Source organism: Paracidovorax citrulli, assembly GCF_900100305.1.
Classification (GTDB): Bacteria; Pseudomonadota; Gammaproteobacteria; order Burkholderiales; family Burkholderiaceae_C; genus Paracidovorax; species Paracidovorax citrulli.
The window spans coordinates 70,237-96,884 of sequence record NZ_FNEY01000020.1; the positions used below are offsets into that span (position 1 = coordinate 70,237).

Sequence of the window (26,648 nt, forward strand, 5' to 3'; positions counted from 1 at the left end):
GCCAACGAATATCGCGATGCACGGCCAGGACGCGCCGTCCGGGTGGATCACGCGCTGGGCCCACCTGGTGCCGCCGCGCGGCCATGTACTGGACGTGGCCTGCGGCGGCGGCCGGCACCTGCGCTGGTTCCACGCGCGCGGCCATGCCGTGAGCGGCGTGGACCGGTCCGCCGACGCGATCGCCTCGCTCGCGCCGCTGGGCGAACTCGTCCACGCGGACATCGAACAGGGCCCCTGGCCCTTCGCCGGCCGCTGCTTCGATGCCGTGGTGGTGACCAATTACCTCTGGCGCCCCCTGCTGCCCGCCATCGCGGCCAGCGTCGCGCCCGGCGGTGTGCTGCTCTACGAGACCTTCGCGCGCGGCAACGGCACCGTGGGCCGCCCGTCGCGGCCGGACTTTCTGCTCGAACCGGGGGAACTGCTGGGCGCCTGCGCGGGTCTGAGGGTGGTGGCCTACGAGGACGGCTTCCTGCCGTCGCCGGAACGGTTCGTGCAACGCCTCGCGGCCGTCCGGGAAGCACCCGGGGCCGGACCACCCCGCCATCCCCTCGTACCGCCACCCTCCGGTTAACCCCCGGGCGGGCCGGTTACACACTCGTTAGAATGCTCTTTTACCGTTTTCCTTCGTGGACATGACCTCTTCCAGCGCCACCCTCACCGGCAGCATCGTCGCCCTCGTCACCCCCATGCACGAGGACGGCAGCGTGGACTACCCCACCCTGCGCAAGCTGATCGACTGGCATGTCGCCGAAGGGACCGACTGCATCGGCGTGGTGGGCACCACCGGCGAATCGCCCACCGTCAACGTCGAGGAGCACTGCGAGATCATCCGCGTGGCCGTCGAGCAGGCCGCCAGGCGCGTGCCGATCATGGCCGGCTGCGGCGCCAACTCCACGGCCGAGGCCATCGAACTGGCCCGCTTCGCCAAGAAGGTGGGCGCGGACAGCCAGCTCCAGGTCGTTCCCTACTACAACAAGCCCACGCAGGAAGGGCAGTACCAGCACTTCAGGTCCATAGCCGAAGCCGTGGGCGACCTGCCCACCGTCCTCTACAACGTGCCCGGCCGCTCCGTCGCCGATATGCAGCACGACACCGTGCTGCGCCTCGCGCAGGTGCCCGGCATCATCGGCATCAAGGAAGCCACAGGCAACATCGAGCGCGCGCAATGGCTGATCCGCGACGTGCCCGAAGGCTTCGCCGTCTATTCGGGCGACGACCCGACAGCCGTGGCCCTGATGCTCTGCGGCGGGCAGGGCAACATCAGCGTGACCGCCAACGTGGCCCCGCGCCTGATGCACGAACTCTGCGTGGCCGCCCTGGCCGGCGACGTGCGCCGGGCCATGGAGATCCAGTTCCGCCTGATGCCTGTCCACAAGCACCTCTTCGTCGAGGCCAACCCCATTCCGGTGAAGTGGGCGATGCAGCGCATGGGCCTGTGCGGCGGCACGATGCGCCTGCCCATGACGCCCCTCTCCCCCGGCAGCGAGCCCGTGGTGGAAGCCGCGCTGCGCTCCGCTGGCCTGCTCTGAAGCACGTCCGCCTCCGCCTGCGCCCGTCTTTCCCCACCGCAGCCAGCCTCCAGAGACTCCCTCAAAGGATTTTTGCGTGAACGCTATCAATCGCCTGGGCCTCCTGGGCCTTGCCATGGCCTTGTCCGCCTGCTCCACCTCCATCCTGGACAACGACAAGATCGACTACAAGAGCGCCACCAAGGGCTCGACGCTCGAAGTGCCGCCCGACCTGACCCAGCTCTCGCGCGATTCGCGCTACACGGTCCCGGGCGGCGTGGTGTCGGCCGCGGCCTTCGAGGCCGGCCAGGCGCAGAAGCAGCCCGGCACGGTCAATGCCGCAGCCAGGTCGCTGGGCGACGTGCGCATCGAGCGCGACGGCAACCAGCGCTGGCTGGTGGTGAAACGCCCCGCCGACGCGCTGTGGGAGCCGGTGCGCGACTTCTGGAACGAGAACGGCTTCGTGCTCACGATCGACCAGCCCAACCTCGGCATCATGGAAACCGACTGGGCCGAGAACCGCGCCAAGCTGCCGCAGGACATCATCCGCTCCACCATCGGCAAGATCTTCGATTCCGTCTACTCCACCGGCGAGCGCGACAAGTTCCGCACCCGCCTGGAGCGCGGCGCCGACGGCTCCACCGAGATCTACATCAGCCACCGCGGCATGGTCGAGGTCTACAGCACCGCCCAGAAGGACAACACCGTCTGGCAGCCCCGCCCGGCCGATCCGGAACTGGAAACCGAATTCCTGCGCCGCCTGATGGTCAAGCTCGGCGTGAGCCAGGAGGAGTCCCGCGCCGTGGCGGCCGCCCCCATCCAGCCGCCGCCGACCGCGCGCATCGGCCGCATGGGCAACGCGCCCGTGGTGGAGCTCGACGAGAGCTTCGACCGCGCATGGCGCCGCGTCGGGCTGGCGCTCGATCGCACGGGCTTCACCGTCGAGGAGCGCGACCGCGCCCAGGGGGTGTACTCCGTGCGCTACGTCGAGCCCACCGAGAAGAAGGATCCCGGATTCTTCGCCAAGCTGCTGGGCCGCTCGGCCGACGCCGCGCCGCCCGTCAAGTACCGCATCCAGGTGCGCACCGAAGGTGGCAGGAGCACGGTCGCGGTGCTCAATGCCGCGGGCGCACCCGAGAGCTCGGCCAACGCGGACCGCATCGTCCGCGTGCTCGCCGACGATCTGAAGTGACCGGCGCTGCCGCCCGCTGAGGAGCGACGGACCGCGTGCTGCGCTTCAAGAACCTGGGCAGCGGCAGCTCGGGCAACGCCACCGTCGTCGAAGGGCGCTGCGGCACGCAGGTACGGCGCCTGCTCGTCGATTGCGGACTGGGGCCGCGCCAGCTGGCCGGCCGGCTCGGCGAGGCCGGCCTCGCGATCGACGACATCGACGCGATCTTCATCACGCACGAGCATTCCGACCACGTGGGCGGCCTGCAGAAGGTCGCCCTGCGCCACCGCATTCCGGCCTGGATGAGCCACGGTACCTACACGGCCATCGGCGCGCCGGACCTGGACGGGTTGCTGCACCTCACTGCGGACGGCGAATCCATCGATCTGGGTGCTTTCGAGGCACGCCCCTTCACCGTGCCGCACGATGCGCGCGAGCCGCTGCACCTGCGCTGCAGCGACGGAGCCACCCACATCGGGCTGCTGACGGACCTGGGCCACGCCACCGAGCACGTGCTCGCCCATCTGCGCGGCTGCCATGCGCTGCTGCTGGAGAGCAACCACGACCGCGAGATGCTCTCCGTCTCCAGCTACCCCGCCTTCCTGAAGCGGCGCATCGGCGGCGCCTATGGCCATCTTGGCAACCACGTGGCGGCGGAGATCCTGCGCGCCGTACGGCACGACGGCCTGCGCAGCGTGGCAGCGGCCCACCTCAGTGCCCAGAACAACCGCCCGGACCTCGCCCGCGCTGCGCTCGCCGAAGCCATCGGCTGGGAGCCGGCCCGGATCGAGGTGGCGGACCCGCGCAGCGGCACCGGCTGGATCGGCGGGTGAACTCCACCCTTTCCTGACCGTCTGCACCACTCGCCTGGCCCGCTCCGTGGCCATGGGCAGCGCAAGGCGCGCCTGTTCTGCAGCCTGCACGCGCGGTGCGTCGGCACAAAAAAAGCCCCGTCCTTGCGGTACGGGGCTTTCGTGCCGGGCCTTTCGCCGCAGGCTGGTGGCCCGGCGGCGAAAGGCGATATGGCAGCTTACTTGGCGGCGGAAGCACCACCTGCAGCAGCAGCTGCAGCGGCGTCTGCAGCGGCCTTGGCGGCATCGCTGGCGGGAGCGGAGGCTTCGGCAGCAGCGGCTGCGGCAGGAGCCGAAGCGTCGGAAGCAGGAGCTTCGGCCGGTGCGGGCACGGGAGCGGGAGCCGGGGCCGGAGCTTCGACGGGAGCCGGGGCCGGAGCCGGGGCTTCTTCCTTCTTGCCGCAGGCGGCGAGAGCGACGGACGCGACCAGGGCAGCCAGAACGAGAGAGTTCTTCATTTCGGTTTTTTCCTATGGGACAGACGGATCTTGGAATTTTGCCGCCACGCCGCCCTCTTTCAGCGATGCGCTTTGGCCGGGCGCGGTGCACCCCGTGGCGCTTGGAGCGCACGGAGCGCTCCCAGACATCAATCGCAAATTATAGGGAGGTTGCGTCAATCCTGACTAATACCGACAGCACGGGCTGAACGATGTCACAGTCCGAGCGTCGTCGCGGAAAAAGCAGGCGTGCTGCGCCGCAGCCATTCATCCAGCACCTGCCTGGCCTGTACGCGGCGCTCGGGCTCGCTGCCCGCCACTCCGGTGCAGCGCTCGGGATCCAGGCGCTGCAGCACCCAGCGGCCGGACCACAGCACGCCGGGCAGTTCCTGGCGCTCCCTGGCAGGAACCTTGCGGCATTCCACGATGTGGTCCCACGTGGCGCGCCAGCGCACGAAGCGCGCATGGCGCCGGACCAACTCGTCGTAGCCCGCAGCCAGCATCACCAGCCGGCGGCCCCTTCCTGCCCAGGCCTGCAGCAGGGCTTCCGCCTCGCGGTCGCCCAGGGGCCAGTCGTGGAAATCGAAGTCGCACAGCACCAGTTCCGGCCACCCCTCGCGCGCCGCGCACGCCAGCGCGGCGCGCACCCCGCCCTCGAAATCGCGCCGCCCCTCGATACGGCCGGACGGCAGTGGCGCCTCGCCCGCCAGGACCGGGGAGAAATCCATGGACAACCTCCTTCTTGATCCGCGCAGGGGGACGGGCAGCAGCTATGCGGCCGCCTCCACCTGCACCCAGCCGGCGTCGCACCACGATGCCAGCAGCTCCAGCGCATCCTCGCTGGCACGCGCCAGGTCGCGCGCGGAGAGTTTCCGCTGGTCGGCCAGGCGCCGCATGAGCGTCGCGTCCCGCCCGCCGGCCAGGTAGCTCTCGCCGTTGATGAAGACATGGCGCGCGCCGTACATCATGCGCGTGCGGCGGTCCAGGCGCACGCCCTGCGCCACGTCCGCCTCCGGATCCCCGGGCTCGAACCACACGTTCGGCTTCGGCTCGGTCAGGCTCTCGCCCAGCGCGCGCTCCACGGCCAGCGGCTCGGCCAGCGCCCGCGCCAGGGCATCGCGCGCGAAGTCCAGCAGCGCAGCGGGAATCTCCCCGGGGCGGTCCGCCGCATCCTGCGCGGGGTCTCGGTACAGGTGCGGGGACAACGCGCCCTCTTCGTCCGGCCCGTCCGACAGCCGGGTGAGCAGGTCCTGGGCGAGGCCCGTGCGCGACGGCGAACGGAAGCCGATGGAATAGGTCATGCACTCGCCCTCGGCGATGCCGTCGTGCGCCCAGCGCGGCGGCAGGTAGAGCATGTCGCCGGGCTCCAGCACGAACTCCTGCTCAGGCTCGAAGTTCTCCAGGATCTTGAGCGGGATGCCCTCCTTGAGCGCCAGGTCCTTCTGCCGCCCGATGCGCCAGCGCCGCCGGCCATGGGCCTGCAGCAGGAACACGTCGTAGCTGTCGAAGTGCGGCCCCACGCCCCCGCCGTCGGTGGCGTAGCTGATCATCAGGTCGTCCAGACGGGCCTGCGGCACGAAACGGAACTGCTGCAGGAGCGCATGCACGGCATCGTCGTGCAGGTCCACGCCCTGCACGAGCAGCGTCCAGTCCGGCGTGGCGAGCGGGGGCAGCGAGCGGCGCGCGAAGGGGCCGTGGCGCAGGCTCCAGGCCCCCTTCTTCTGCTGCACCAGGCGCGATTCCACACTCTCCTGCGCCGCCAGCGCGAACAGCTCCTGGCGCCCCACGGGCGGCACGAACGGGGCGATGGCCTGGCGCACCAGCAGCGGCTTCTTCTGCCAATGGCGGCGCATGAATTGCGCGGGGGTCATGCCGCCCAGCAGGGCGAGGGGAATATGGGTATCCATGGAGAGAGAGCGGAAGGCGCACGCGCCGATGGCGCGGCCGGTGGACGAACTGCGACAATTCTCCTATGGAAATCAACCAACAATGCGTGGTCGCCTTGACCTGGATCCTGAAAGACACATTGGGAGAAGAGCTGGACGTGCTCGACGACCCGGTGGAATTCCTCGTCGGCGGCGACGACCTGTTCGCCCGCATCGAAGAGGCGCTGCAGGGCCACACCGCGGGCGACACCCTCGCGCTGCACCTGGAGCCCGAGGAGGCTTTCGGCGACTACCAGGACCAATTGCTGTTCCTCGAACCCCGCAGCCGCTTCCCGGCCGACATCGAGGAAGGCATGACCATCGAGGGCAGCGCCCTGCCCGAAGGCTCCAACCCGGACGCCCCGCGGGACGTGCTCTACACCGTGGCCCAGCTCTATCCCGAGCATGTGGTGCTGGACGGCAACCACCCCCTGGCCGGCATCGCGCTGCGCCTGCACCTCACCGTGCAGGGCGTGCGCGAGGCCACCGAGGAGGAAATCGGTCGCGGCACGGCCGGCACCGGCTTCTTCCGCATCCAGCCGCCCGACACGGGCGTGCCGCAGCTGCATTGAGCGCCAACAGGGCGGCGGTCGCAGCAACGCCGGCTGCCCGGCAGAGAGCACGGCCGAAAAAAAAGGACCCCTCGGGTCCTTTTTCCTGGAGGCCACGGCGATACCGCCAGGCGCTGCGCCGTGATCACATGCGGGAGATCTGGCCGCCGTTCAGGCGCACGCGGTCGCCGGGACGCAGGTCGCCGGGGGAACTCACATCGTAGGCACGCTGGCCGCCCTGGTCGAGCTGCACCGTGATGCGGTAGCCATCGGCGCGGCCGTCATTGCTGCCGTTGCGGTTCTCGATCTGGTTGCCCACCACGCCGCCGCCGACGGCGCCCAGCACGGTGGCGGCCGCACGGCCGGTGCCCTTGCCCACCTGGTTGCCCAGCACGCCGCCGATCACGGCGCCGGCCACGGTGCCGACGCCCACACCGCTGTTGCCGCTGCGGCCCTGCAGCATCTCGATGTTGGTCACCGTGCCGTATTCCATGCCGGCCGGCGCGGAAGACGGATAGCTCGAATAGGTGGGCTGGCCGGGATACTGCGAACCGTAGCGCGGCTGCTCGGCGCAGGCGCCCAGGACGCCGGCGAGGGCCACGGTGGCGATCGCAGCGGTGGTGCGGGAAAACTTCAGCATGTTCGACTCCTTCTTGCGGAAATGGACAAGGCTCGGGCCCCGCCGGTCAACCCATTGGAGCATGGGGCCGGCCGCGGTACGCGACGGGAGATGGCCGCGGCCGCCGTAGGCACCATCGCCCCGGACGGATAGGACGATACCTACACCTTGCCCGTGGAGCCGTAACCGTTCTCACCACGCGCCGTGGCCGGAAACTCCTGCACCACATGGAACTGCGCCTGCACCACCGGCACGATCACGAGCTGGGCCAGACGCTCCATCGGCTGCAGGGTGAAGGCAATGTCGCTGCGGTTCCAGGCGCTGACCATCAACTGCCCCTGGTAGTCGCTGTCGATGAGGCCGACCAGGTTGCCGAGCACGATGCCGTGCTTGTGGCCCAGGCCCGAGCGCGGCAGGATCAGCGCGGCGTAGCCGGGATCTTTCAGGTAGATGGCGATGCCTGTGGGTACGAGCTGCCAGGCATTGGGCTGCAGGGTCAGGGGGGCGTCCAGGCAGGCCCGCAGGTCGAGGCCGGCGCTGCCGGGCGTGGCGTAGGCGGGCAACTGCTCCGCCATGCGCGCGTCGAGGATCTTGACGTCGATTTTCACAAATGCTTTCAATGGATGATGCGGGGGCGCAACACTCCTGGAGCGCCGGCCTCCGGGCTGCTCCGGGACTGCGCTTCAGGCGGTGACCAGCCGGCGGGCGATGTCCGCCACGAGCTGCTGCGCCAGTTCGCGCTTGGTGGCGCGCGGCAGCGTGCGGTGGCCTTCGGCGTCCACCAGCAGCAGGGCATTGTCGTCCTGCCCGAAGGTCTCGGGACCGATGTTGCCGACCAGCAGGGGCACGCCCTTGCGCGCGCGCTTGGCCGTGGCGTGCTCCAGCAGGTGGTCGCTCTCGGCCGCGAAGCCCACGCAGTACAGCGCCCCCTCGCGCGCACGTTCGGAGGCCGCGATGGTCGCCAGGATGTCGGGGTTCTCCACGAAGGCGAGCGCCGGGACGGCTCCCGAGCCGTCCTTCTTGATCTTGCGCGTGGCGGCTTCCGCCGGGCGCCAGTCCGCCACGGCTGCGGTCGCCACGAAGATGGATGCCTGCGGGGCGAGCGCGGTGCAGGCCTGCAGCATGTCCCGCGCCGAGCGCACGTCCACGCGGCGCACGCCACGCGGCGTGGGCAGGTGCACGGGACCGGCGACGAGGTGGACCTCCGCTCCCGCCTCCCGGGCCGCACGCGCGATGGCGAACCCCATCTTGCCGCTCGAGAGGTTGGTAATGCCGCGCACCGGGTCGATCGCCTCGAAGGTCGGGCCGGCCGTGACCAGTACGCGGTGCCCGGCGAGCAGCCTGGGCGCGAAGAAGGCCGTCAGCTCTTCCAGCAATTCCGCGGGCTCCAGCATGCGGCCGTCGCCCGTTTCGCCGCAGGCCTGATCGCCCGTGCCCACGCCCAGCACCACGGCGCCGTCGGCAGCCACCTGCGCCAGGTTGCGCTGCATGGCGGGGTGCGCCCACATCTCGCGGTTCATCGCGGGCGCGAGCAGCAGGGGCACGCGCTGCGCGGGCCGTGCGAGGCACAGCAGGCTGAGCAGTTCGTCGGACCGGCCCTGCGCCAGCCGGGCGACGAAATCGGCGCTGCAGGGGGCGATCAGGATCGCATCCGCCTCGCGCCCCAGGTTGATGTGCGGCATGTTGTTGGGCTCGCGCGCGTCCCACTGCGAGGTATAGACCGCGCGGCCCGTGAGCGCCTGCATGGTGACGGGCGTGATGAACCGCTCGGCCGCCTCGGTCATGACCACCTGCACGGTGGCGCCGGCCTTGGCGAGCAGGCGCGCCAGCTCGGCCGACTTGTAGCAGGCGACGCCGCCCGAAAGGCCCAGGAGAATGTGTTTGCCCGCCAGTTCGTTCATGGGCGAGCAATTTAGCAGACGCCCTGCCACGGTGCAGGGGGAAGGCGCCGGTGCGGCCGGGCGCGGATGGGCCGGCCTCTATAATCCCGATTTCCCACCACCATAAAAAGACATGACCAAATTTGTCTTCGTCACCGGCGGTGTGGTGTCTTCCCTGGGCAAGGGAATCGCCTCAGCCTCCCTTGCTGCGATCCTCGAATCGCGCGGCCTCAAAGTCACCCTCATCAAGCTCGACCCGTACATCAACGTGGACCCGGGCACCATGTCCCCGTTCCAGCACGGCGAAGTGTTCGTCACCGACGACGGCGCCGAGACCGACCTCGACCTCGGCCACTATGAGCGTTTCATCGAAACGCGCATGAAGAAGACCAACAACTTCACCACGGGCCGCATCTACCAGTCCGTGCTGGAGAAGGAGCGCCGCGGCGACTACCTGGGCAAGACGGTGCAGGTGATCCCGCACGTCACCAACGAGATCCAGGAATACGTCAAGCGCGGCGCGGGCATCGGCACCGGCGACGCGGTGGACGTGGCCATCGTCGAGATCGGCGGCACGGTGGGCGATATCGAATCCCTGCCCTTCCTCGAAGCCGTGCGCCAGATGAGCCTGCGCATGGGGCCGAACAATTCCGCGTTCGTTCACCTCACCTACCTGCCCTACATCGCGGCGGCCGGTGAACTCAAGACCAAGCCCACCCAGCACACGGTGCAGAAGCTGCGCGAGATCGGCATCCAGCCCGACGCCCTGCTCTGCCGTGCAGACCGCCGCATCCCCGACGAGGAGCGCGGCAAGATCTCCCTGTTCACCAACGTGGCCGAGTGGGGCGTGATCAGCATGTGGGACGTGGACACCATCTACAAGGTGCCCCGCATGCTGCACGAGCAGGGCCTGGACGGCCTGATCTGCGACAAGCTGCGCCTGAACACGCCGCCCACCAGCCTCAAGCGCTGGGACCAGCTCGTGTACGAGACCGAACATCCGCAGGGCGAGGTCACCATCGCCATGGTGGGCAAGTACGTCGATCTGTCCGACAGCTACAAGTCGGTGAACGAGGCACTGCGCCACGCCGGCATGAAGAACCACGTGCGCGTGAAGATCGAGCACGTCGATTCCGAGACCATCGCACCGGGCGATGCGGCCGAGAAGCTCGCCAAGTACGACGCCATCCTGGTGCCCGGCGGCTTCGGCGCGCGCGGCGTGGAAGGCAAGATCTGCACGGCGCGCTACGCCCGCGAGCAGAGGGTGCCCTACCTCGGCATCTGCCTGGGCATGCAGGTGGCCACCATCGAATACGCGCGCCACGTGGCGGGCCTGGCGAACGCCAACAGCACCGAGTTCGACGCCGCCACGCCGCACCCCGTGATCGCGCTGATCACCGAATGGAAGGACGCCGACGGCACCATCCAGACGCGCAGTGAAACCTCCGACCTGGGCGGCACCATGCGCCTGGGCGCGCAGAGCTCCGACGTCGCCTCCGGCACGCTGGCGCACGAGATCTACGGCAACATCGTCACCGAGCGCCACCGCCACCGGTACGAGGCGAACGTGAACTACCTCGACCGGCTCCGCAAGGCGGGCCTCGTGATCTCCGCGCTCACGCAGCGCGAGCAGCTCACCGAGATCGTCGAGCTGCCGCGCGAGGTGCATCCGTGGTTCATCGGCGTGCAGTTCCACCCCGAGTTCAAGTCCACCCCGTGGGACGGCCATCCGCTCTTCAACGCCTTCATCAAGGCGGCGATCGACCACCAGAAGAGCCGCCAGCCCACCCTGCCCGCCGCCGCTGCCTCCTGAGGCGTCGGCGCTTTCCCCCCAAGGCACCTTCCATGAAACTCTGCGGCTTCGACGTCGGCCTCGACCGGCCCTTCTTCCTCATCGCGGGTCCCTGCGTCATCGAGTCCGAGCAGCTGCAGATGGACGTGGCCGGCCGCCTGAAGGAAACCACGGCGGCGCTGGGCATCCCGTTCATCTTCAAGAGCAGCTTCGACAAGGCCAACCGGTCGTCGGGCACGAGCTTCCGCGGCCCCGGCCGCGAGAAGGGCCTGGAGATCCTGGCCAAGATCCGCCGCGAACTGAACGTGCCCGTGCTGACCGACGTGCACACCGAGGACGACATCACCGAGGCCGCGAAGGTGGTGGACGTGCTGCAGACGCCCGCGTTCCTGTGCCGCCAGACCGACTTCATCCGCGCCGTGGCGCAGTCGGGCAAGCCGGTCAACATCAAGAAGGGCCAGTTCCTCGCACCCCACGACATGAAGAACGTCATCGACAAGGCCCGCGCCGCCGCGCGCGAGAAGGGCCTGCCGGAAGACAGCTTCATGGCCTGCGAGCGCGGCGCGAGCTTCGGCTACAACAACCTCGTCTCCGACATGCGCGGCCTCGCCATCATGCGCGAGACGGGCGCGCCCGTGGTGTTCGACGCCACGCACAGCGTGCAGCTGCCGGGCGGCCAGGGCACCAGCAGCGGCGGCCAGCGCGAGATGGTGCCGGTGCTGGCACGCGCGGCCGTGGCCGTGGGCGTGGCCGGCCTCTTCATGGAAACGCACCCCGATCCCTGCAACGCCCTCTCGGACGGGCCCAACGCGGTGCCGCTCAAGCACATGAAGGCGTTGCTGGAAACCCTCGTCGCCCTGGATTCCGTCACCAAGCGGAATGGCTTTCTCGAAAACGACTTCGGAGCTTGAGACATCCCATGAGCAGTGCCTACATCATCGCGTCCGTCACCGTCACCAACCCCGAACAGTACGAAGACTACCGCCGCCTCAGCACGCAGGCCATGCAGGTGCACGGCGCCGAGGTGTGCGTGCGCGGTGGCCGCGTGGAAGTGCTGGAGGGCGACTGGAACCCGGGCCGCACCGTGGTCCTGAAGTTCCCCACCATGGAGGCCGCCCGCGCCTTCTACGAATCCGCCGAGTACCAGCAGGCGAAGGCCGCGCGCCTGGGCGCGGCCGTCATGCGCATGGTGTGCGTCGAAGGGGTGTGAGGCCTTCCGGCCCGGACTCCGGCTCGGCTGCAGCCATGCTGTAGCGGCGCAAGCCCGTGCCGCCTTGGCCGAGGTTCCCAAGACCCCGGACCGGGGCCCCGTCCCGCAGGCATGCAGCAATGCTGCACGCGTCCTGGACTTTCTTGTAAGAAGCCCCTCCTGCTCGATCCTCCATGTCGCAACCCCTTCCGCTTCCGCAGCCCCTCGCCTTGGCGATCGCGAAAGACAACTACCTCACACCGCAGTATCCGTTCCCGGACACCACGCATATTCCGCTGCTGAGTCCGCCGCGCTATGGACAGGACATCACTTCGGGCTGCCGTGCCCGTGCACCGCAGGGGCAGTCCGTGGGGGACGACGTCAACGATCTCAAATCCAGGATGCTCAAGCTGCTGAAAGTCTTCGCCGGTGGTGACAAGACGGGCATGGCCCGGCGGCTGTTCGACGAATTCCTGAGCCAGCGCCACAAAGGCGTCGCCTACTTCGACGATGCCCACCTCAACACGGCGGTGGGCAACCACCCGAACATCGAAGCCTTCTCCAACGCGGTGATGTCCGCCCCCAATTCGCCGAACAAGACGCCGGGGCAGGTGCGGATCCACCAGGCCTTGAAGAATGCGGGATGGGACATCCAGAAGCTGCACATGCCGCAGAACCTGGGAGTGCCGGCGTTGAACCTGGGCAGCAAGGTCTTTTCCACGAGGGACTTCGACAATGGCCTGGGGCTGATGATCAACGGCGTGCAGTACGCCTACGTCGTCGCCACGCACTACCTGCACGACAGTGCCAGGAAGAAGTACTGGCTCACCCTGAAGTTCATCTTCTACGACGTCTTCGGCCTGGACGACGACGACCTGAAGGAATACGGGGCCCAGTCGGACTCCATGCTGTCTTCCACCGCGGCCGTCGGCATCACCGCGTGGTGGCAATTGCAGCACCAGTTCGGATTCTGGCCCCTGGTCACGCGGGCCGTGACCACCAAGACGTATGAAGTCCCGACGGATTGATACCCATGATCCACAAAGCTGCAGCGGTCACGATGTCGTCCCTCATCATGGGACTCTTGCTGACGCCCCTGATCTACATCGGCATCGGTGCGCTGGGCGGTTTCGGCGCAGGCTTCGCCATCATTTCGCTGCCGGTGCTTCTGGCGTGCAGCGCGTTCCTTTTCCACCGCTACCTGCGCCGTCCGGCAGCGCCATCGGGGCGTGCGCCCTGGCTTCAGGTGGCCGAAGCCGCCTCCTGGCTGCTGGTCGTTTTTTTCCTGGCGATCGTCTCCGGCTTCACACTGCTGACGACGGCCGAGCGGGTCGGCCTGTTCTGCACGCTCGTGCTGGTGGCCGCCTTGTTCGCCGCGCCCTGGATGGCGCTGCGTCCCAGCGCCCTGGCTGCCCGCGTCGCGCAATGGCCCACGGCCGCCCTGGCAGCGGGAGCGCTGGCCATGGGGGTGTTGCTGATCGGCTGCACCGTGGTGTACCTGCTCACGCCCTCACGTTTTATATAAACCCTCGCCTTGCGGACGCAGACGGTGCATTGGAGAGTCCATGCTACGGCGCTGCCTGCCGCTCATCGATAATCTTTCAAAACTGGAGAACCTGTAATGAGTGCCATCGTTGATATCGTCGGCCGCGAAGTGCTGGACAGCCGCGGCAACCCCACCGTCGAATGCGACGTGCTGCTGGAGTCGGGCGTGATGGGCCGCGCGGCCGTGCCCTCCGGCGCCTCCACCGGCAGCCGCGAAGCCATCGAACTGCGCGACGGCGACAAGAGCCGCTACCTGGGCAAGGGCGTGCTGAAGGCCGTCGAGCACATCAACACCGAGATCTCCGAGGCCGTGCTGGGCCTGGACGCTTCCGAGCAGGCCTTCCTGGACAAGACGCTGATCGACCTGGACGGTACCGACAACAAGAGCCGCCTGGGCGCGAACGCCATGCTGGCCGTCTCCATGGCCGTGGCCCGCGCCGCCGCCGAAGAGTCCGGCCTGCCGCTGTACCGCTACCTGGGCGGCATGGGCGGCCTGCAGCTGCCCGTGCCGATGATGAACGTCATCAACGGCGGCGCGCATGCCAACAACAGCCTGGACCTGCAGGAGTTCATGATCATCCCCGTGGGCGCCCCGAGCTTCCGCGAGGCCGTGCGCTGGGGCGCCGAAGTGTTCCACGCCCTCAAGAAGATCATCAACGACAAGGGCATGAGCACCGCCGTGGGCGACGAGGGCGGCTTCGCGCCCAGCGTCGAGAACCACGAGGCCGCCATCCAGCTGATCCTGCAGGCCATCGATGCCGCCGGCTACACGGCCGGCGAGCAGATCGCCCTGGGCCTGGACTGCGCCGCCAGCGAGTTCTACAAGGACGGCCACTACGTGCTGGAAGGCGAAGGCGGCATCCGCCTGACGGCCCAGCAATGGACCGACATGCTGGCCACCTGGGTGGACAAGTACCCCATCATCTCCATCGAGGACGGCATGGCCGAGGGCGACTGGGACGGCTGGAAGCACCTGACCGAGCGCCTGGGCAAGAACGTGCAGCTGGTGGGCGACGACCTGTTCGTCACCAACACCAGGATCCTGAAGGAAGGCATCGACAAGGACATCGGCAACTCGATCCTCATCAAGATCAACCAGATCGGCACGCTGACCGAGACCTTCGCCGCCATCGAGATGGCCAAGCGCGCGGGCTACACCGCAGTGATCTCGCACCGCTCGGGCGAGACGGAAGACTCCACCATCGCCGACATCGCCGTGGGCACCAACGCCGGCCAGATCAAGACCGGCTCTCTGTCGCGCTCGGACCGCATCGCCAAGTACAACCAGCTGCTGCGCATCGAGGAAGACCTGGGCGACATCGCCCACTACCCCGGCCGCGCCGCGTTCTACAACCTGCGCTGAGCCGGGCCAACTCCGGTCCCGTACCGGCCCCGCCCTCTTACGATCCACGTTCCCGCGGCGCCTGCGCACCATGAATCCCCGTATCGTCCCCCTGGTGCTGCTGCTCCTGCTCGTGTCCGTCCAGACGCAGCTCTGGACGGGCCGCGGCAGCATCGGGCACGTGCAGGAGATGAAGGAAAAGATCGCCGCGCAGAAGCAGGCCAACGACCGGGCCCGCCTGGAGAACGAGCGGCTGGCGTCGGAAGTGAGCGACCTGCGCGACGGCCTCGACATGGTCGAGGAGAAGGCGCGCAGCGAACTGGGCATGGTCAAGCCCAACGAGATCTACGTGCACGTGGCGCCTCGCTGAACGCCGCCCGCCGACCCCATCTGCCCGCCTGGCCTGCGGCCCGGCCCTTCCGTCCCGTCCCGCCATCGACATGCCCGCACCTGCCCCCACGCCTGCGCCTGCGGCATCGCCCGCCGCGCGCATCGCCGTGCTGGGCGCGCCGGGCGCGGGCGCCGCGGCGCTGGTGACCGCAGTGCGGGAGCATGCGGCCTGGCCGGCCGCGCGCGCGCGCCTCGTGCTGGTGGAGCCGGATCCCGGCGACGCCCCAGGGGCCTTGCGGACACTGCGCGAGAGCGGCTGCACGCAGGCCTGGCTGATGGGGCTGGATATGCTGCCTCCCGGCGAAGCCCTTCGCCAGGAAGGCCATGACGCGGCCCTGCGGAGCCTGCTGCAGGCCCTGGGCTGGGGCCACCACGTGTTCTACGGCAATGCCGATGCGCGGTTGCGGCACGCGCTCATGTTGGCAGGCGCTGCCACGCCGGAACGCCTCCAGTCTCGGGGCGCCGCACGGCCCGCGCTCGCATGGTCGTGCGAGAAATGCAGCGACCCGGAATGCGAGCACCGGCTGTTCCAGCGGCTGCTCACCCCGACGGCTGCGGACTGAGCGGCCCCCGCGGCGCCCTTACTGAACCGCCTTCGTCCCCGGGGCCAGTTCCGCTGCGCTGGTGAAGATCTGTGCGGCGTCCACCGCGTCGAAGCGGTATTGCTGGCCGCAGTATTCGCAGGCCACCTCGATTTCCCCGCGCTCGGCGAGGATGCTCTCGGCCTCTTCCGGCCCCAGGCTGCGGAGCATGGAGCTGACGCGGTCCCGGCTGCAGGTGCAGGCGAAGCGCGGGCCGTCCACACCCTCCTTCGGCACGAAGCGCAGCAGCTTTTCCTCCCAGAAGAGGCGGCGCAGAACAGTGTCCACGTCCAGCGACAGCAGTTCCTCGCGCGTGAGGCTCGCCGCCAGCGTGGCGATGCGGTTGTAGTCCTCGTTGCGGCCGATCTGGTCCTCGTTCTCGCTGTGGCTCAGTTCCGTGCCGGCCAGGTTGCCCTCGCCCTTGATGGGCATGCGCTGGATCAGCAGCCCGGCCGCCACCTTGTCGTCCGCCGCGAGCACCAGCGTGGTGTCGAGCTGCTCGGACTGCAGCATGTAGTGCTGCAGCACGTCGCTGAGTTTTTCCAGCTTCTCGTGCCGGTCGCCATGCAGCGGCACCACGCCCTGGTACGGCTGCTGGCCCGGCAGCCGGTCCTTCGGGTCGAGCGTGATCGCGCAGCGCCCGCCGCCTCCGGCGTTCACCATGTCGGACAGCCGCGCGCCCACCGGCACCTCGCCCTGGATGGACGCGGTGGCGCGCAGCCCGAGGTCGGATTGCACCTCGGCCACGGCCAGCTTGACCGGGCCGTCGCCGAAGACCTGCAGCACCAGGGCGCCGTTGAACTTGATGTTGGACTGCATGAGCACGCCGGCCGCCGCCATCTCGCCCAGCAGTTCGCGCACTTCGGGCGGGTAGGCGCCCGTGGCGCTGTTGCCGGAGCGGCGCGCGAGGATCTCGGTCCAGGCGTCCGTGAGCCGGACGATCATGCCGCGCACCGGCAGGCCATCGAAGAGGAACTTGTGGAGTTCTGACACCCTGGAGTCTTTCTGCATCTGCTGTCAAATGGGCCGTGGACGCCGGGGTTCAACCCGTGCGGTGCAGGCCCGCCCGGAAACGCCGGGCATTCGCGATATAGACCTGTGCGCTCTTGCGCAGGCCTTCGATCTGTTCCGGCGTGAGCTGCCTCACGGCCTTGGCCGGGCTGCCCAATATCATCGAGCCGTCCGGGAATTCCTTGCCTTCCGTGACCAGCGCGCCCGCGCCGACGAGGCAGTTGCGGCCGATCTTCGCACCATTGAGCACCACGGCCCCGATGCCGATGAGCGACTCGTCGCCCACGGTGCAGCCATGCAGCACGACCTTGTGGCCCACCGTCACGCGTTCGCCCAGCGTCAGCGGCTGGCCGAAGTCGGAATGGAGCACGCTGCCATCCTGCACGTTGCTGCCCGCGCCGATGGTGAGCGTCTCGTTGTCGCCGCGCAGCACCGCGCCGAACCAGATGCTGGCGTCCTCGCCGAGCACCACGTTGCCCATCACCTCCGCGCTGCCCGCCACCCAGGCCGAATCGGCCACGCGGGGAGAAATGCCGTCGAGTTCGTAGAGCGCCATCGTTTCGTCTCCTGTGCATCGTCATGCGCCGCCCCAGGTCTTCCATGTGGGGGCGGGAACCTAGAATTGTAGGTATGGAGCTTCGACACCGTGCCCTGCAGGTTCTGTGCCTGACCGATCCCGAGGACAAGGCGGCCCGGGCGCTGGAGCTGCACGCCTCGGCCGCGGGCCACTCCCTGGACCCGCGCGCCCCCGCCCCTCCGGCACCGGACGGCCTGCCCGGCCGCCCCGCCCGGCCTGAATTGCGGCACCACACGGAAGTCGCCCGGCGCTCGCCCGCCACGCCGCTCGGCCGGGCCGTGCTGCTGCACGCCATCGCCCACATCGAATTCAACGCGATCAACCTGGCGCTCGACGCCGTCTGGCGCTTTTCCGGCATGCCGCCGGACTACTACCGCGACTGGCTGAGCGTGGCCGCCGAGGAGGCCTCCCACTTCCGGATGCTGCGCGCCCACCTGCGGGACATGGGCCACGACTACGGCGACTTTCCCGCCCACCAGGGCTTGTGGACCATGTGCGAGAAGACCGCGCACGACATCGTGGCACGCATGGCGCTGGTCCCCCGCACGCTGGAAGCGCGCGGGCTGGATGCCACCCCGCTGATCCAGCGCAAGCTCACGCAGGTGGGCACGTCCGACGCACTGGCGGCCGTCGCCATCCTCGACGTCATACTGCGCGAGGAAGTCGGCCACGTGGCCATCGGCAACCACTGGTACCGCTGGCTGTGCGGTCGCGAAGGGCTCGACCCGGAAAGCCACTACGGCGAACTGGTGCGGCGCTACGAGGCTCCGCGCCTGAAACCCCCGTTCAACGAGGCCGCACGCCGCCAGGCGGGCTTCAGCGAAGCCGAGTTGCTCTGGCTGCAATCCGAATGACGGAGAGCAACCGGGGACACGGGGAATTTTCTACAATGACCCAGCCCGCACCGCACGCCGCGGGGCGGCTTTCGTCCACGCATCCGGCATGCATCCCAACCCACCCACCATGACCCCCCAGGGACCGGCCGGCACCGCGCCGGGCGCCATGATCGCCCGGCAGGCGATCGTCAACGGCCAGCACTCCGTGATCGGCTACGAGCTGTTCAACCGGTCGCGCGCGGGCGTGGCGCACACCGCGGCCACCGACGTCTTCCTCGTCTTCACGGCCCTGTCGCACGCAGGCACCGAAGAGCTGGTGGGCAAGAAGCTCATCTTCGTCAATTGCACGCACGAAAGCCTGGCGGGCGGCCACCTCGAACTGGTGGACCCGGACAAGGTGGTGCTGGAGATCCCGCCGCTCGGCCATGCGGCCGCCGCCGAGGTCGGCACCCGCCTGCCGATCCTGCAGGCGCTGCGCGAGCGGGGGTTCCACCTGGCGTTCAACCACACCGTGCTGGAATCCGCCTACGCTCCCTGGCTGCCGCTGGCCGACTACATCAAGCTCGACCTTTCCCTGCTGGCGCCCGAACAGCTCGCGGTGCTCGTCAAGTACGCCGGACGTCACTCGCGCGCCGAACTCATCGCGGAAAAGGTGGAAACCGCGCAGCAGTACGACATGGCGTCCGGCATGGGCGTGCAGCTCTTCCAGGGTTTCTGGTTCTCGCGCCCCTCGGTGGTCGAGGCCAAGCTGCTCACTCCGTCGCAGACCAACATCCTCCACCTGATCAACCTCGTGCGGCAGCAGGCCAGCACCGACGAGATCGAGGAAGTCCTCAAGAAGGACGCGGGCCTGGCCTTCAACCTGATGCGGCTCATCAATTCGTCCGGCTTCGGCCTGACCCGCGAAATCACCTCGTTCCGCCAGGCGGTCATGCTGATGGGCCTGAAGAAGCTCTTCCGCTGGGCCGCGCTGCTGCTGACCGCGTCGCGGATCGGCGGCATACCCGCGGCCGTGGGCCACACGGCCGTGGTCCGCGGGCGGCTGATGGAACTGATCGCCCAGGAAACGCTGTCCCAGGAAGACGCAGACCAGGCCTTCGTCGTGGGCATCTTCTCGATGCTGGACGTGATGCTCAGCATGCCGATGGAGTCTGCTGTCGGGTTGCTGCACGTGCCCGACTCCGTGGCCGCCGCCCTGCTGCGCCGCGAAGGCGTCCTCGGAGAGTTGCTGCGCCTCGCCGAAGCCTGCGAGTCGAGCGACGACGCCCTCTTCGACCAGGCGGCCACCACGCTGCACCTCACCAGCCAGCAGATCAACTGGGCCCACCTGCAGGCCCTGGCCTGGGCCGACCAGATGGCGGACTGAGCCGATGCCCCCGCGCCAGCGCGCCATGCCGTTCCGCCCATGCCCTCGCGCATGCCGGCCGGCCGGAAGCAGGCTTGCAGGCGCTTTCCTTGATGGTAAGGTGGCGACCTGCCAAGGGCCCACCCGCCCGGTCATCCATTCTCCTCACGCCCATGTCGAGCAATAACGAAAACGCACCCGCTTTCGAGTCCACCCAGCCCCAGGAAGGCGCGGCGATGGACGAGGCCAACCTCGCCATCATCGCGCGCCAGGCCATCGTGGACGAGCACCGCGCCGTCTTCGGCTACGAGCTCTTCGACCGCTCCACCGCCTCCGACGCGCACACGGCCGCCAGCGATGCCGCCCTGCTCTTCAATGCGCTCTCATACGCGGGCACCGAGGCCCTGGTGGGCAAGAAGACGGTGTTCATCAACTGCACCCATGAGAGCCTCGCGGGCGGCCACCTGGAGCTCATCCATCCCGAGAAGGTCGTGCTGGAGGTTCCCACGCTGCCGGACACGGCCGGCGTGGAGGAGATCGAAGGCCGCCTGTCCACCCTCGAAGGGCTGCGGGCCCGGGGCTTTCGCCTCGCCTTCAACCAGAACGTGCTGCGCCGCAACTACGGCAGCTGGCTGCGGATGGCCGCTTTCGTGAAGCTCGACATGCAGGCCTTCCGTCCCGAACTGGCCGAGCCGCTCGTGAAGTTCGCACGTGCCAACAGCCAGGCCACGCTGGTCGCCGAGAAAGTGGAAACCGCCGAGCAGCACGAGCGCATGGCCGCGCTGGGCGTGAAGCTGTTCCAGGGTTTCTGGTTCGCCAAGCCCGCACTCGTCAAGGCCCAGACCATACGGCCGTCGCAGGCCACGATCATCCAGCTCATCAACCTGGTGCGCAAACAGGCGAGCACCGCGGAAATCGAAGACCTGCTCAAGAAGGACCCCACGCTGTCCTTCAACCTGCTGCGCTTCATCAACTCCTCCGGCTTCGGACTGTCCTGCGAGATCACCTCGTTCCGGCATGCGGTCATGATCCTCGGCCTCAAGAAGCTCTTCCGCTGGGCGGCGCTGCTGATGACCACTTCGCGCGCGGGCGGCTCGCCGCCGGCCGTGGGCCAGACGGCCGTCGTGCGCGGGCGCCTGATGGAACTGCTGGCCGCCGAACTGCTGCCGCCCGAAGAGTGCGACAACGCCTTCGTGGTGGGCGTGTTCTCGCTGCTGGACACCATGCTCGGCGTGCCGCTGGAAAAGGCCCTCGAATCGGTGGCCCTGCCGCAGCCGGTGATCGATGCGCTGCTGCACAACACCGGCGTGTTCGCGCCGTTCCTCGACCTCACCAAGGCCTGCGAAAGCGGTGACGAAGTGGCGTTCGCCAAGGCCGCCGAGGCGCTGCACCTCTCGAACCGTCAGGTCAACTGGGCCCACCTGCAGGCCCTGACCTGGGCCGAAAGCCTGGGCGAAGGCTGACCCGCCGCGGTCCTGGAGCGGCCATCGCGACCCAGCGAAGCGGTTGCGGCGAGGCGCCGCGTCGCAGGCAGTACACGTAGTACGACAAGATGCGGCAGCGACGCCAGAAAGGTCGTGTCAGCCGCTCTCAGTCGAGCTGGATGCGGGCCGCGCGGATGATGGCGGCATTGCCCTGGGACTCCCGGGCGATCTCCCGCGCGAAATCCGCGGACGCGCCGCCCATCGGCACATTGCCCGTGGACACCAGCTTCGCGCGCAGTTCCGGCCATGCCAGGGCCTTGTTGATCTCGGCGTTGAGCCGCTCCAGGATCACTGCCGGTGTCTTGCCCGGCGCGAAGATGCCGAACTGCGAACTCAGGTTGGCCGCCGGCATCCCGAGCTCGGCCAGGGTGGGTATGGCCGGCAGGCCATCCACTCGCTGCGGGGCCCCCACGGCGAGAGCGCGCAGCTTGCCGCCCTGGATGTGCTGGGCGACCGCCGGCCCCGCGTTGGTGGAGAGAATCTCGAACTGGCCGCTCAACGCATCGTTGAGCTGCTGGCCGCCGCCCTTGTAGGGAACGTGCGTGATCTTCGCGCCCGAGGCCTGCATGATCTGCTCGAGCATGATGTGCCCCAAGGACGCCTGCCCCGAAGTCGCCCAGCGTACCTCCCCCGGCCGGGCCTTGGCCTGTGCGACCAATGCGGGGAAATCCCGGGCGGTGCAGGCGGCCGTGGCCAGCAGCAGCACCGGCGACACCATCACGCTGGCCACGGGGGCGATGTCGCGCACGGGGTCGAACGGCAACCGGCCCAGGTGCGGACTCAGCACCAGCGGACTGATCGACGAAAAGCCCAGCGTATGGCCGTCCGCCGGGGCCTTGGCGACCGCATCCATGGCGATGGCGCCGCCCGCCCCTGCCTTGTTGTCCACGATGACGGGCGTGCCCAGTTGCGCCGAGAGCCGGTCTCCGAGTGCCCGCGCCATGACGTCGCTCACACCGCCGGCCGGATAGGCCACGATGATGCGGATGGGACGGGAGCCCGGCCAGTCCGCCACGGAGCCCTGCGCCAGCGCATGCGCCGGGGCCATGCCAGCAGCGGCCAGCGGGGCCGAGGCACATAAAAGGAGCGCGCGCCTGCGCGACAACGAATCGATCATCGGAACCACCGTTTCAGGAAACACGGGAAAAACCCGGGAAAGGATGCGGAATGCAGCGGCGATTGTGCGCGCCCGCCAGGCGCGGACCGGCCTTCAGCCCCTCGGGTGGTGCTGGGCATGCAGCGCCTTGAGCCGCTCCCGCGCCACATGGGTGTAGATCGTCGTGGTGGAGATGTCCGCATGGCCCAGCAGCAGTTGCACGACCCGCAGGTCCGCGCCGTGGTTGAGCAGGTGCGTGGCGAAGGCATGGCGCAGCGTGTGCGGCGACAGGGGCACGTGGATCCCGGCCGATTGCGCATGCTTTTTCACGACCACCCAGAACATGGCACGCGTCATGCCGGCGCCGCGCCGGGTCACGAACAGGTCGTCGGTCCGCTGTCCTGCCAGAATGTCCGCCCGGGCATGGTCCAGGTACCGCTGCAGCCATTGCGCAGCGACTTCCCCGAAGGGCACGAGGCGCTCCTTGCTGCCCTTGCCCATCACCCGCAGCACGCCCTCGGCCAGGCCGGCGTGGTAGGTCTTCAAGGTGACGAGTTCGGTCACGCGCAGGCCGCTGGCGTACATGAGCTCCAGCATCGCGCGGTCGCGCAGGCCCAGGGCCGTGGACGTGTCGGGGGACTGGAGGAGCGCTTCCACCTGCGCGGCCGAGAGGGTCTTGGGCACGCGCATCGGCTGCCGCGCCGCCTGCAGGCGCACGGTAGGATCGATGGCGATGCGGCGCTCCCGCAGGGCCCACTGGAAATACCGCCGCAGCACCGTAAGCCGGCGGTTGGCCGACGTGGCGCGCGTCTGGGCGTGGCGCGCCGCGAAATAGGCCTGCAGGTGGTGTTCCATTGTGGCGTCGAGCATGCCCGCGGTATCGGGCACATGCTCCCCGAGCCATTGCGCATAGAGCGCGAGGTCGCGGCGGTAGGCCGCCAGCGTATTGCGCGAGAGGCCGTCTTCGAGCCAGAGGGTGTCAACGAACGCGTCGATGGCAGCCTGGCTGCCGGGCGAAAGGGTCATGGGGCGCGAAGTTAACACGCGTCCCCGGATCCTGATGCCGCCCGCCCGGACGGCCGGGCGGCAGGTCACTCGAGCGAAAGCTTCTGCTTCTGCACCACCGCCTTGTAAACATCGAACTCCGCCTTGATCTGCTCGGCGAACTGATCGGGCGTGTTGCCGACGATCAGCGAACCCGTGTCCTCGATGCGCTTGCGCACGGCCGGATCCTCCAGCGCCTTGCGCACGCCCGCATTGACCTTGTCCACCACGTCCCGCGGCAGGCCCTTCGGGCCGAGGATGCCGTAGTACGCCATGCGGTTCACCGGCTCCAGCCCGATCTCCTTGAAGGTCGGGACATTCGGCAGCGCGGCGACGCGTTGCGGCGCGGCCACGACGATGGGCACTAGGCGGTTCTCCTTGATGAAGGGCAGCGTGGATGGGAGATTGTCGAAGATGATCGGCACCTGGCCGGCCACGGTATCGTTCAGTGCCGGCCCTGCGCCGCGGTAGGGGATGTGCGTGACGAAGATCTGCGTCAGGCTCTTGTAGAGCTCCATCTGCAGATGGCCGATCCCGCCGGTGCCGGAGGACGAATAAGAGTACTTGCCCGGAACCTTCTTGACTTCCGCGACGAAACCCTTGTAGTCCTTGGCCGGGAAATTGGGATTCACCGCGATGATGTTGGGCGTGGCGGCGATATTGATGATCGGCGTGAAATCCGTCAGCGGGTTGTAGGGCGTGCGCGGATTGATCGCGGGATTGGCGGCCGTGGTGGACACGGTGGCGATGCCCAGCGAGTACCCGTCCGGCACCGCCTTGGCCGTTTCGGAAGCGCCGACGATGCCGCCGCCGCCGGCCTTGTTTTCCACCACCACCGGCTGCCCCAGCGCACGTGACAAGGGGTCTGCTATCACACGCGCGATGATGTCGGTGGTGCCTCCCGGCGCGAAAGGTACGACCAGACGGATGGGTTTGGAGGGATAGGCCTGGGCCCAGGCACCGCCCGCGGCAGCAAGAAGCACGAATCCGAACCAATTTCGACGATGCATGGCAATCCCTTTGTAACTGCATGAAAACGATGTAGCCCCACGAACGGGGAAGGCATGAGCATCGTTGCACGCAGCGTCACTCCTGGTGAGGAATTACCCTCACCATCGTGATCTTTGCCGCATCGGTGGTGGATGGCGCGCTCCTCCGGGGAGCCGAGCGCGACAGTCTCGGGGCACTGCCCGGTTTCAGACAGGCACCATGGCATCCCAGAGAAGTTTGGAACCCAGAAGCATGGAAAACACCAGAAACACCGCCTTCATGCGGGGCGGCGATAGCGTCTTGGCGGTCCAGGCACCCATCATTCCTCCGACGGCGCACCCCAGCAGCAGGGGAATGCCCAGCTGAAAGTCGATCACGCCCTTGCTGGCGAAGGTGCTCACCGAGGCCCCGACGACCAGCAGGTTGATGCGCGTCATGACCGAAGCGCTCTGCACGAAGTTGAGCCCGAAGAAATGCATGAGCGCGAAGATGAGGAAAGTGCCGAAGCCCGCGCCGAAGAATCCGGAATAGACGCACAGCGCGAACACGGTGGCCACGCCCCCGGCCGACATGCGCGGACCGCCCTGCGCCGCAGCCGCCTCCCGGGAAGACAGGTCCGTGCGGTAGGTGATCCACAGGACCACGGCCATGAGCACGACCACCAGGATCTTGAGCAGGCGCTCGTCCATGCCCGTGGCCAGCAGCGAACCCGCCACGGAGCCCACTATGCACAGCGGCCAGAGCAGCCAGGGCACGGCGACTTCGGAGCGCTGGTCCCGGCGGTGCACCAGCGCCCCCGTGGCGAAGGAACCGATCAGCGCGAACTTGACGGTGGCGATCGCGGTGGCGGCGGGATGCCCCAGCAGCAGCAGCAGCGGCACGCCGAGGGTGACGCCTCCGCCCACGGTGACGGCGACGATGCCGACAATGCCTCCCACGCCCGCGATGGCAGCGCTCAAGAGCATCACCATGCGACGGACCTGGTGGCGGAAGACGGAGGCGCGATGTCCAGGTGCAGGCTGTCGCCCATCAGGGCAGCCGTGGTCAGGCGGAACCGCCCCAGGTAGCGCTGGAGCACCGCCATGCGCACGGCCACGCCGTTGGCGGCCTGCCGGAAATAGTGGTTGAAGGGGGTGTCGTCCAGGTCTTCCGGGAGCTCGCCGCCACGGGGCAGGCAATGCATCACCACCATGCCGCCCCGCAGGCACTGCAGCAGCCGGCGATCCACGCGGCAGCGCTCCAGCTGCGCCCCATGGGAGGCCGCGTCGCGGAACTGCTCGCGCTGCACGCGCACGACGTAGAGCACATCCACCTGGCCGAGCATGTCGGCGACGCATGCATGCTCCTGGGCGCCGGCGCCGACCACCTGCGCCAGCGGCACGGGCTGGGCCTCATCGGCGTCTCCCACTGCATCCACGACGTGCACCCGCACGTCGCGGAAGGCACGCAGCCCGGCCAGCAGCGACTTGGCCGCCCGCGAATAGCGCAACCCGCCGCAGATGCCCACGCGCAGGCCGTCCAGCGTGCCGAAGTGCTTGCGCATGGTGAAGAGGTCGATCAGGGTCTGCGTCGGATGGCGGTGCACGCCTTCGCCCGCGTTCACCACGGGCACGTCCAGCGCCTGCGCCATGCGCTCCACCATGCCGTCCTGCGCATGCCGCGCCACGACCAGGTCCGCATAGTAGCCCGCCATGCGCAGGGTGTCGGAGGCGCTTTCCCCCAGCCCCATGCGGGTGGTCTGCATGTCGCCCATGCTCAGCACCTTCGCGCCCAGCCGGTGCGCAGCCGCCTCGAAGCTCAGGCGCGTACGGGTGCTGGGCTCGAAGAACGCGGTGCAGACCAGCGAGCCGGCGAGGCTGTAGGCGAACTCGCCCGGATGGCGGCAGATGTCCTCGGTCACGTCCAGCAGGTTCTCGATATCCCCTCGCGACCAGTCATCGATCGACACGAGGTTCTTGTGCCCGGCCCGGTGGGGTGGGATGCGTGTGGGCCCGTCGGCGGGCTGGGGGCGATGGCACTGCGACACTGGAAACAATCTTGTTGTGCGGATGGGCTGACTTTCTGCTTCAATCTTCTTTCCGAGGCTTCCATAAGAGAAGTTTTTCTTTCTTATACGAAACATAAAAATCATTTTGGAAACAACCATTGATCTAGATGTGATGTCTCAATAGGTTGTTCATCCAGGCCCGACCTGGGAAGCTGTGGTTACCAGGCCCCAGCAACTCAGGACAGGACACCGGATGAACAGTCATAAGCATGCGCGATTGACCCGCGCAGGTCGAGCCCTTCTGGTCGACAGAGTGCTCCAGCAGAACTGGACGATGCGCCAAGCCAGCGAAGCCGCAGGCGTGAGCCTGCGCACCGGCTACAAGTGGATGGCCCGCTTTCGCAACGAAGGCCCCGATGGCTTGCTCGACCGCAGCTCCCGCCCGCACCGCAGCCCCCAGGCCTGCCCACCCGAGCAGGTCCAGCTGTTCGAACAGC

Annotated in this window: 30 protein-coding genes; 17 read left to right on the forward strand and 13 right to left on the reverse strand. The window is 68.3% G+C overall.

The annotated features are described in order from the left end of the window. Positions 1-16 precede the first annotated feature (16 nt). The 4 genes from BLR99_RS14320 to BLR99_RS14335 all read left to right on the forward strand — a co-directional run bounded on the left by BLR99_RS14320 (position 17) and on the right by BLR99_RS14335 (position 3,512). A complete protein-coding gene (locus BLR99_RS14320) occupies positions 17-571 on the forward strand; it encodes a class I SAM-dependent methyltransferase (protein ID WP_046060871.1) in 555 nt (184 codons plus the stop codon). 61 nt (positions 572-632) lie between these two features. After that, positions 633-1,529 carry a 4-hydroxy-tetrahydrodipicolinate synthase gene (gene dapA / locus BLR99_RS14325; protein WP_011794480.1) on the forward strand — a complete coding sequence of 299 codons (897 nt, stop codon included), beginning with the start codon at positions 633-635 and terminating at the stop codon, positions 1,527-1,529. A 76-nt stretch (positions 1,530-1,605) separates the two neighbouring features. Then, a complete protein-coding gene (bamC, locus tag BLR99_RS14330) occupies positions 1,606-2,700 on the forward strand; it encodes an NlpB/DapX family lipoprotein (protein ID WP_011794479.1) in 1,095 nt (364 codons plus the stop codon). 35 nt (positions 2,701-2,735) lie between these two features. Continuing rightward, on the forward strand, positions 2,736-3,512 hold the full coding sequence (locus BLR99_RS14335) for an MBL fold metallo-hydrolase (RefSeq protein WP_011794478.1): 777 nt from the start codon (positions 2,736-2,738) through the stop codon (positions 3,510-3,512). 197 nt (positions 3,513-3,709) lie between these two features. Here BLR99_RS14335 and BLR99_RS14340 read toward each other — a convergent pair whose 3' ends face one another. The 3 genes from BLR99_RS14340 to BLR99_RS14350 form a co-directional block, all read right to left on the reverse strand. After that, complete coding sequence (locus BLR99_RS14340) at positions 3,710-3,988, reverse strand: hypothetical protein (protein ID WP_041827273.1); 279 nt, start codon at positions 3,986-3,988, stop codon at positions 3,710-3,712. 194 nt (positions 3,989-4,182) lie between these two features. After that, on the reverse strand, positions 4,183-4,695 hold the full coding sequence (locus tag BLR99_RS14345; RefSeq protein WP_011794476.1) for a hypothetical protein: 513 nt from the start codon (positions 4,693-4,695) through the stop codon (positions 4,183-4,185). Between the two features lie 42 nt (positions 4,696-4,737). Further along, complete coding sequence (locus tag BLR99_RS14350) at positions 4,738-5,874, reverse strand: cupin domain-containing protein (RefSeq protein WP_011794475.1); 1,137 nt, start codon at positions 5,872-5,874, stop codon at positions 4,738-4,740. 65 nt (positions 5,875-5,939) lie between these two features. Between BLR99_RS14350 and BLR99_RS14355 the strand changes: the two genes are divergently transcribed. Further along, positions 5,940-6,464 carry an FKBP-type peptidyl-prolyl cis-trans isomerase gene (locus tag BLR99_RS14355; protein WP_011794474.1) on the forward strand — a complete coding sequence of 175 codons (525 nt, stop codon included), beginning with the start codon at positions 5,940-5,942 and terminating at the stop codon, positions 6,462-6,464. A 124-nt stretch (positions 6,465-6,588) separates the two neighbouring features. On the opposite strand, the gene BLR99_RS14360 is transcribed toward BLR99_RS14355, so the two are convergent. The 3 genes from BLR99_RS14360 to coaBC all read right to left on the reverse strand — a co-directional run bounded on the left by BLR99_RS14360 (position 6,589) and on the right by coaBC (position 8,963). Then, a complete protein-coding gene (locus BLR99_RS14360) occupies positions 6,589-7,083 on the reverse strand; it encodes an outer membrane lipoprotein (RefSeq protein ID WP_041827272.1) in 495 nt (164 codons plus the stop codon). 140 nt (positions 7,084-7,223) lie between these two features. After that, positions 7,224-7,670, reverse strand: a complete 447-nt coding sequence (gene dut / locus BLR99_RS14365) for a dUTP diphosphatase (protein ID WP_011794472.1) — start codon at positions 7,668-7,670, stop codon at positions 7,224-7,226. A 75-nt stretch (positions 7,671-7,745) separates the two neighbouring features. Further along, positions 7,746-8,963, reverse strand: coding sequence for a bifunctional phosphopantothenoylcysteine decarboxylase/phosphopantothenate--cysteine ligase CoaBC (gene coaBC / locus BLR99_RS14370; protein WP_074687296.1), 1,218 nt, complete (start codon positions 8,961-8,963; stop codon positions 7,746-7,748). Between the two features lie 112 nt (positions 8,964-9,075). Between coaBC and pyrG the strand changes: the two genes are divergently transcribed. The 8 genes from pyrG to BLR99_RS14410 all read left to right on the forward strand — a co-directional run bounded on the left by pyrG (position 9,076) and on the right by BLR99_RS14410 (position 15,763). Then, positions 9,076-10,755: a CTP synthase gene (pyrG, locus tag BLR99_RS14375; RefSeq protein WP_011794470.1), complete on the forward strand. Its 1,680-nt coding sequence runs from the start codon at positions 9,076-9,078 to the stop codon at positions 10,753-10,755. A 32-nt stretch (positions 10,756-10,787) separates the two neighbouring features. Further along, positions 10,788-11,645: a 3-deoxy-8-phosphooctulonate synthase gene (gene kdsA / locus BLR99_RS14380; protein ID WP_011794469.1), complete on the forward strand. Its 858-nt coding sequence runs from the start codon at positions 10,788-10,790 to the stop codon at positions 11,643-11,645. A gap of 8 nt (positions 11,646-11,653) precedes the next feature. Then, positions 11,654-11,944: a DUF1330 domain-containing protein gene (locus tag BLR99_RS14385; RefSeq protein WP_011794468.1), complete on the forward strand. Its 291-nt coding sequence runs from the start codon at positions 11,654-11,656 to the stop codon at positions 11,942-11,944. A 173-nt stretch (positions 11,945-12,117) separates the two neighbouring features. Further along, positions 12,118-12,951, forward strand: coding sequence for a hypothetical protein (locus BLR99_RS14390; RefSeq protein ID WP_011794467.1), 834 nt, complete (start codon positions 12,118-12,120; stop codon positions 12,949-12,951). Between the two features lie 5 nt (positions 12,952-12,956). After that, entirely contained in the window at positions 12,957-13,448 is a 492-nt protein-coding gene (locus tag BLR99_RS14395) for a hypothetical protein (protein WP_074687298.1), read from the forward strand. Between the two features lie 96 nt (positions 13,449-13,544). Beyond that, positions 13,545-14,831, forward strand: a complete 1,287-nt coding sequence (eno, locus tag BLR99_RS14400; protein ID WP_011794465.1) for a phosphopyruvate hydratase — start codon at positions 13,545-13,547, stop codon at positions 14,829-14,831. Between the two features lie 70 nt (positions 14,832-14,901). Next, positions 14,902-15,180: a septum formation initiator family protein gene (locus BLR99_RS14405; RefSeq protein WP_011794464.1), complete on the forward strand. Its 279-nt coding sequence runs from the start codon at positions 14,902-14,904 to the stop codon at positions 15,178-15,180. Positions 15,181-15,250: 70 nt separating this feature from the next. Further along, complete coding sequence (locus BLR99_RS14410; RefSeq protein ID WP_074687300.1) at positions 15,251-15,763, forward strand: hypothetical protein; 513 nt, start codon at positions 15,251-15,253, stop codon at positions 15,761-15,763. 18 nt (positions 15,764-15,781) lie between these two features. Here the strand turns inward: BLR99_RS14410 and hslO are convergent, their stop codons facing one another. Further along, positions 15,782-16,792: an Hsp33 family molecular chaperone HslO gene (gene hslO / locus BLR99_RS14415; protein WP_011794462.1), complete on the reverse strand. Its 1,011-nt coding sequence runs from the start codon at positions 16,790-16,792 to the stop codon at positions 15,782-15,784. A gap of 31 nt (positions 16,793-16,823) precedes the next feature. Next, positions 16,824-17,348, reverse strand: a complete 525-nt coding sequence (locus tag BLR99_RS14420; RefSeq protein WP_011794461.1) for a gamma carbonic anhydrase family protein — start codon at positions 17,346-17,348, stop codon at positions 16,824-16,826. A gap of 74 nt (positions 17,349-17,422) precedes the next feature. Between BLR99_RS14420 and BLR99_RS14425 the strand changes: the two genes are divergently transcribed. The 3 genes from BLR99_RS14425 (at position 17,423) to BLR99_RS14435 (ending at position 21,013) form a co-directional block, all read left to right on the forward strand. After that, positions 17,423-18,223, forward strand: a complete 801-nt coding sequence (locus BLR99_RS14425; protein ID WP_074687302.1) for a ferritin-like domain-containing protein — start codon at positions 17,423-17,425, stop codon at positions 18,221-18,223. A gap of 109 nt (positions 18,224-18,332) precedes the next feature. Then, positions 18,333-19,571 (forward strand): EAL and HDOD domain-containing protein, encoded by a 1,239-nt coding sequence (locus BLR99_RS14430; protein ID WP_170838051.1) that lies wholly within the window; start codon positions 18,333-18,335, stop codon positions 19,569-19,571. 152 nt (positions 19,572-19,723) lie between these two features. After that, on the forward strand, positions 19,724-21,013 hold the full coding sequence (locus BLR99_RS14435; protein ID WP_017438205.1) for an EAL and HDOD domain-containing protein: 1,290 nt from the start codon (positions 19,724-19,726) through the stop codon (positions 21,011-21,013). Positions 21,014-21,140: 127 nt separating this feature from the next. Here BLR99_RS14435 and BLR99_RS14440 read toward each other — a convergent pair whose 3' ends face one another. The 5 genes from BLR99_RS14440 to pyrB form a co-directional block, all read right to left on the reverse strand. After that, on the reverse strand, positions 21,141-22,151 hold the full coding sequence (locus BLR99_RS14440) for a Bug family tripartite tricarboxylate transporter substrate binding protein (protein WP_017438206.1): 1,011 nt from the start codon (positions 22,149-22,151) through the stop codon (positions 21,141-21,143). A 93-nt stretch (positions 22,152-22,244) separates the two neighbouring features. Next, complete coding sequence (xerD, locus tag BLR99_RS14445; RefSeq protein ID WP_017438207.1) at positions 22,245-23,156, reverse strand: site-specific tyrosine recombinase XerD; 912 nt, start codon at positions 23,154-23,156, stop codon at positions 22,245-22,247. A gap of 65 nt (positions 23,157-23,221) precedes the next feature. Then, positions 23,222-24,184, reverse strand: a complete 963-nt coding sequence (locus BLR99_RS14450; RefSeq protein WP_011794455.1) for a tripartite tricarboxylate transporter substrate binding protein BugE — start codon at positions 24,182-24,184, stop codon at positions 23,222-23,224. A 186-nt stretch (positions 24,185-24,370) separates the two neighbouring features. Continuing rightward, positions 24,371-25,135 carry a sulfite exporter TauE/SafE family protein gene (locus BLR99_RS14455; RefSeq protein ID WP_017438208.1) on the reverse strand — a complete coding sequence of 255 codons (765 nt, stop codon included), beginning with the start codon at positions 25,133-25,135 and terminating at the stop codon, positions 24,371-24,373. Further along, a complete protein-coding gene (gene pyrB, locus BLR99_RS14460; RefSeq protein WP_017438209.1) occupies positions 25,129-26,112 on the reverse strand; it encodes an aspartate carbamoyltransferase in 984 nt (327 codons plus the stop codon). Before pyrB ends, BLR99_RS14455 begins: the two co-directional genes overlap by 7 nt. Before the next feature lie 292 nt (positions 26,113-26,404). Between pyrB and BLR99_RS14465 the strand changes: the two genes are divergently transcribed. After that, positions 26,405-26,648 (forward strand): leucine zipper domain-containing protein (locus BLR99_RS14465; protein WP_139160165.1); only part of this gene is annotated, 244 nt, incomplete at its 3' end.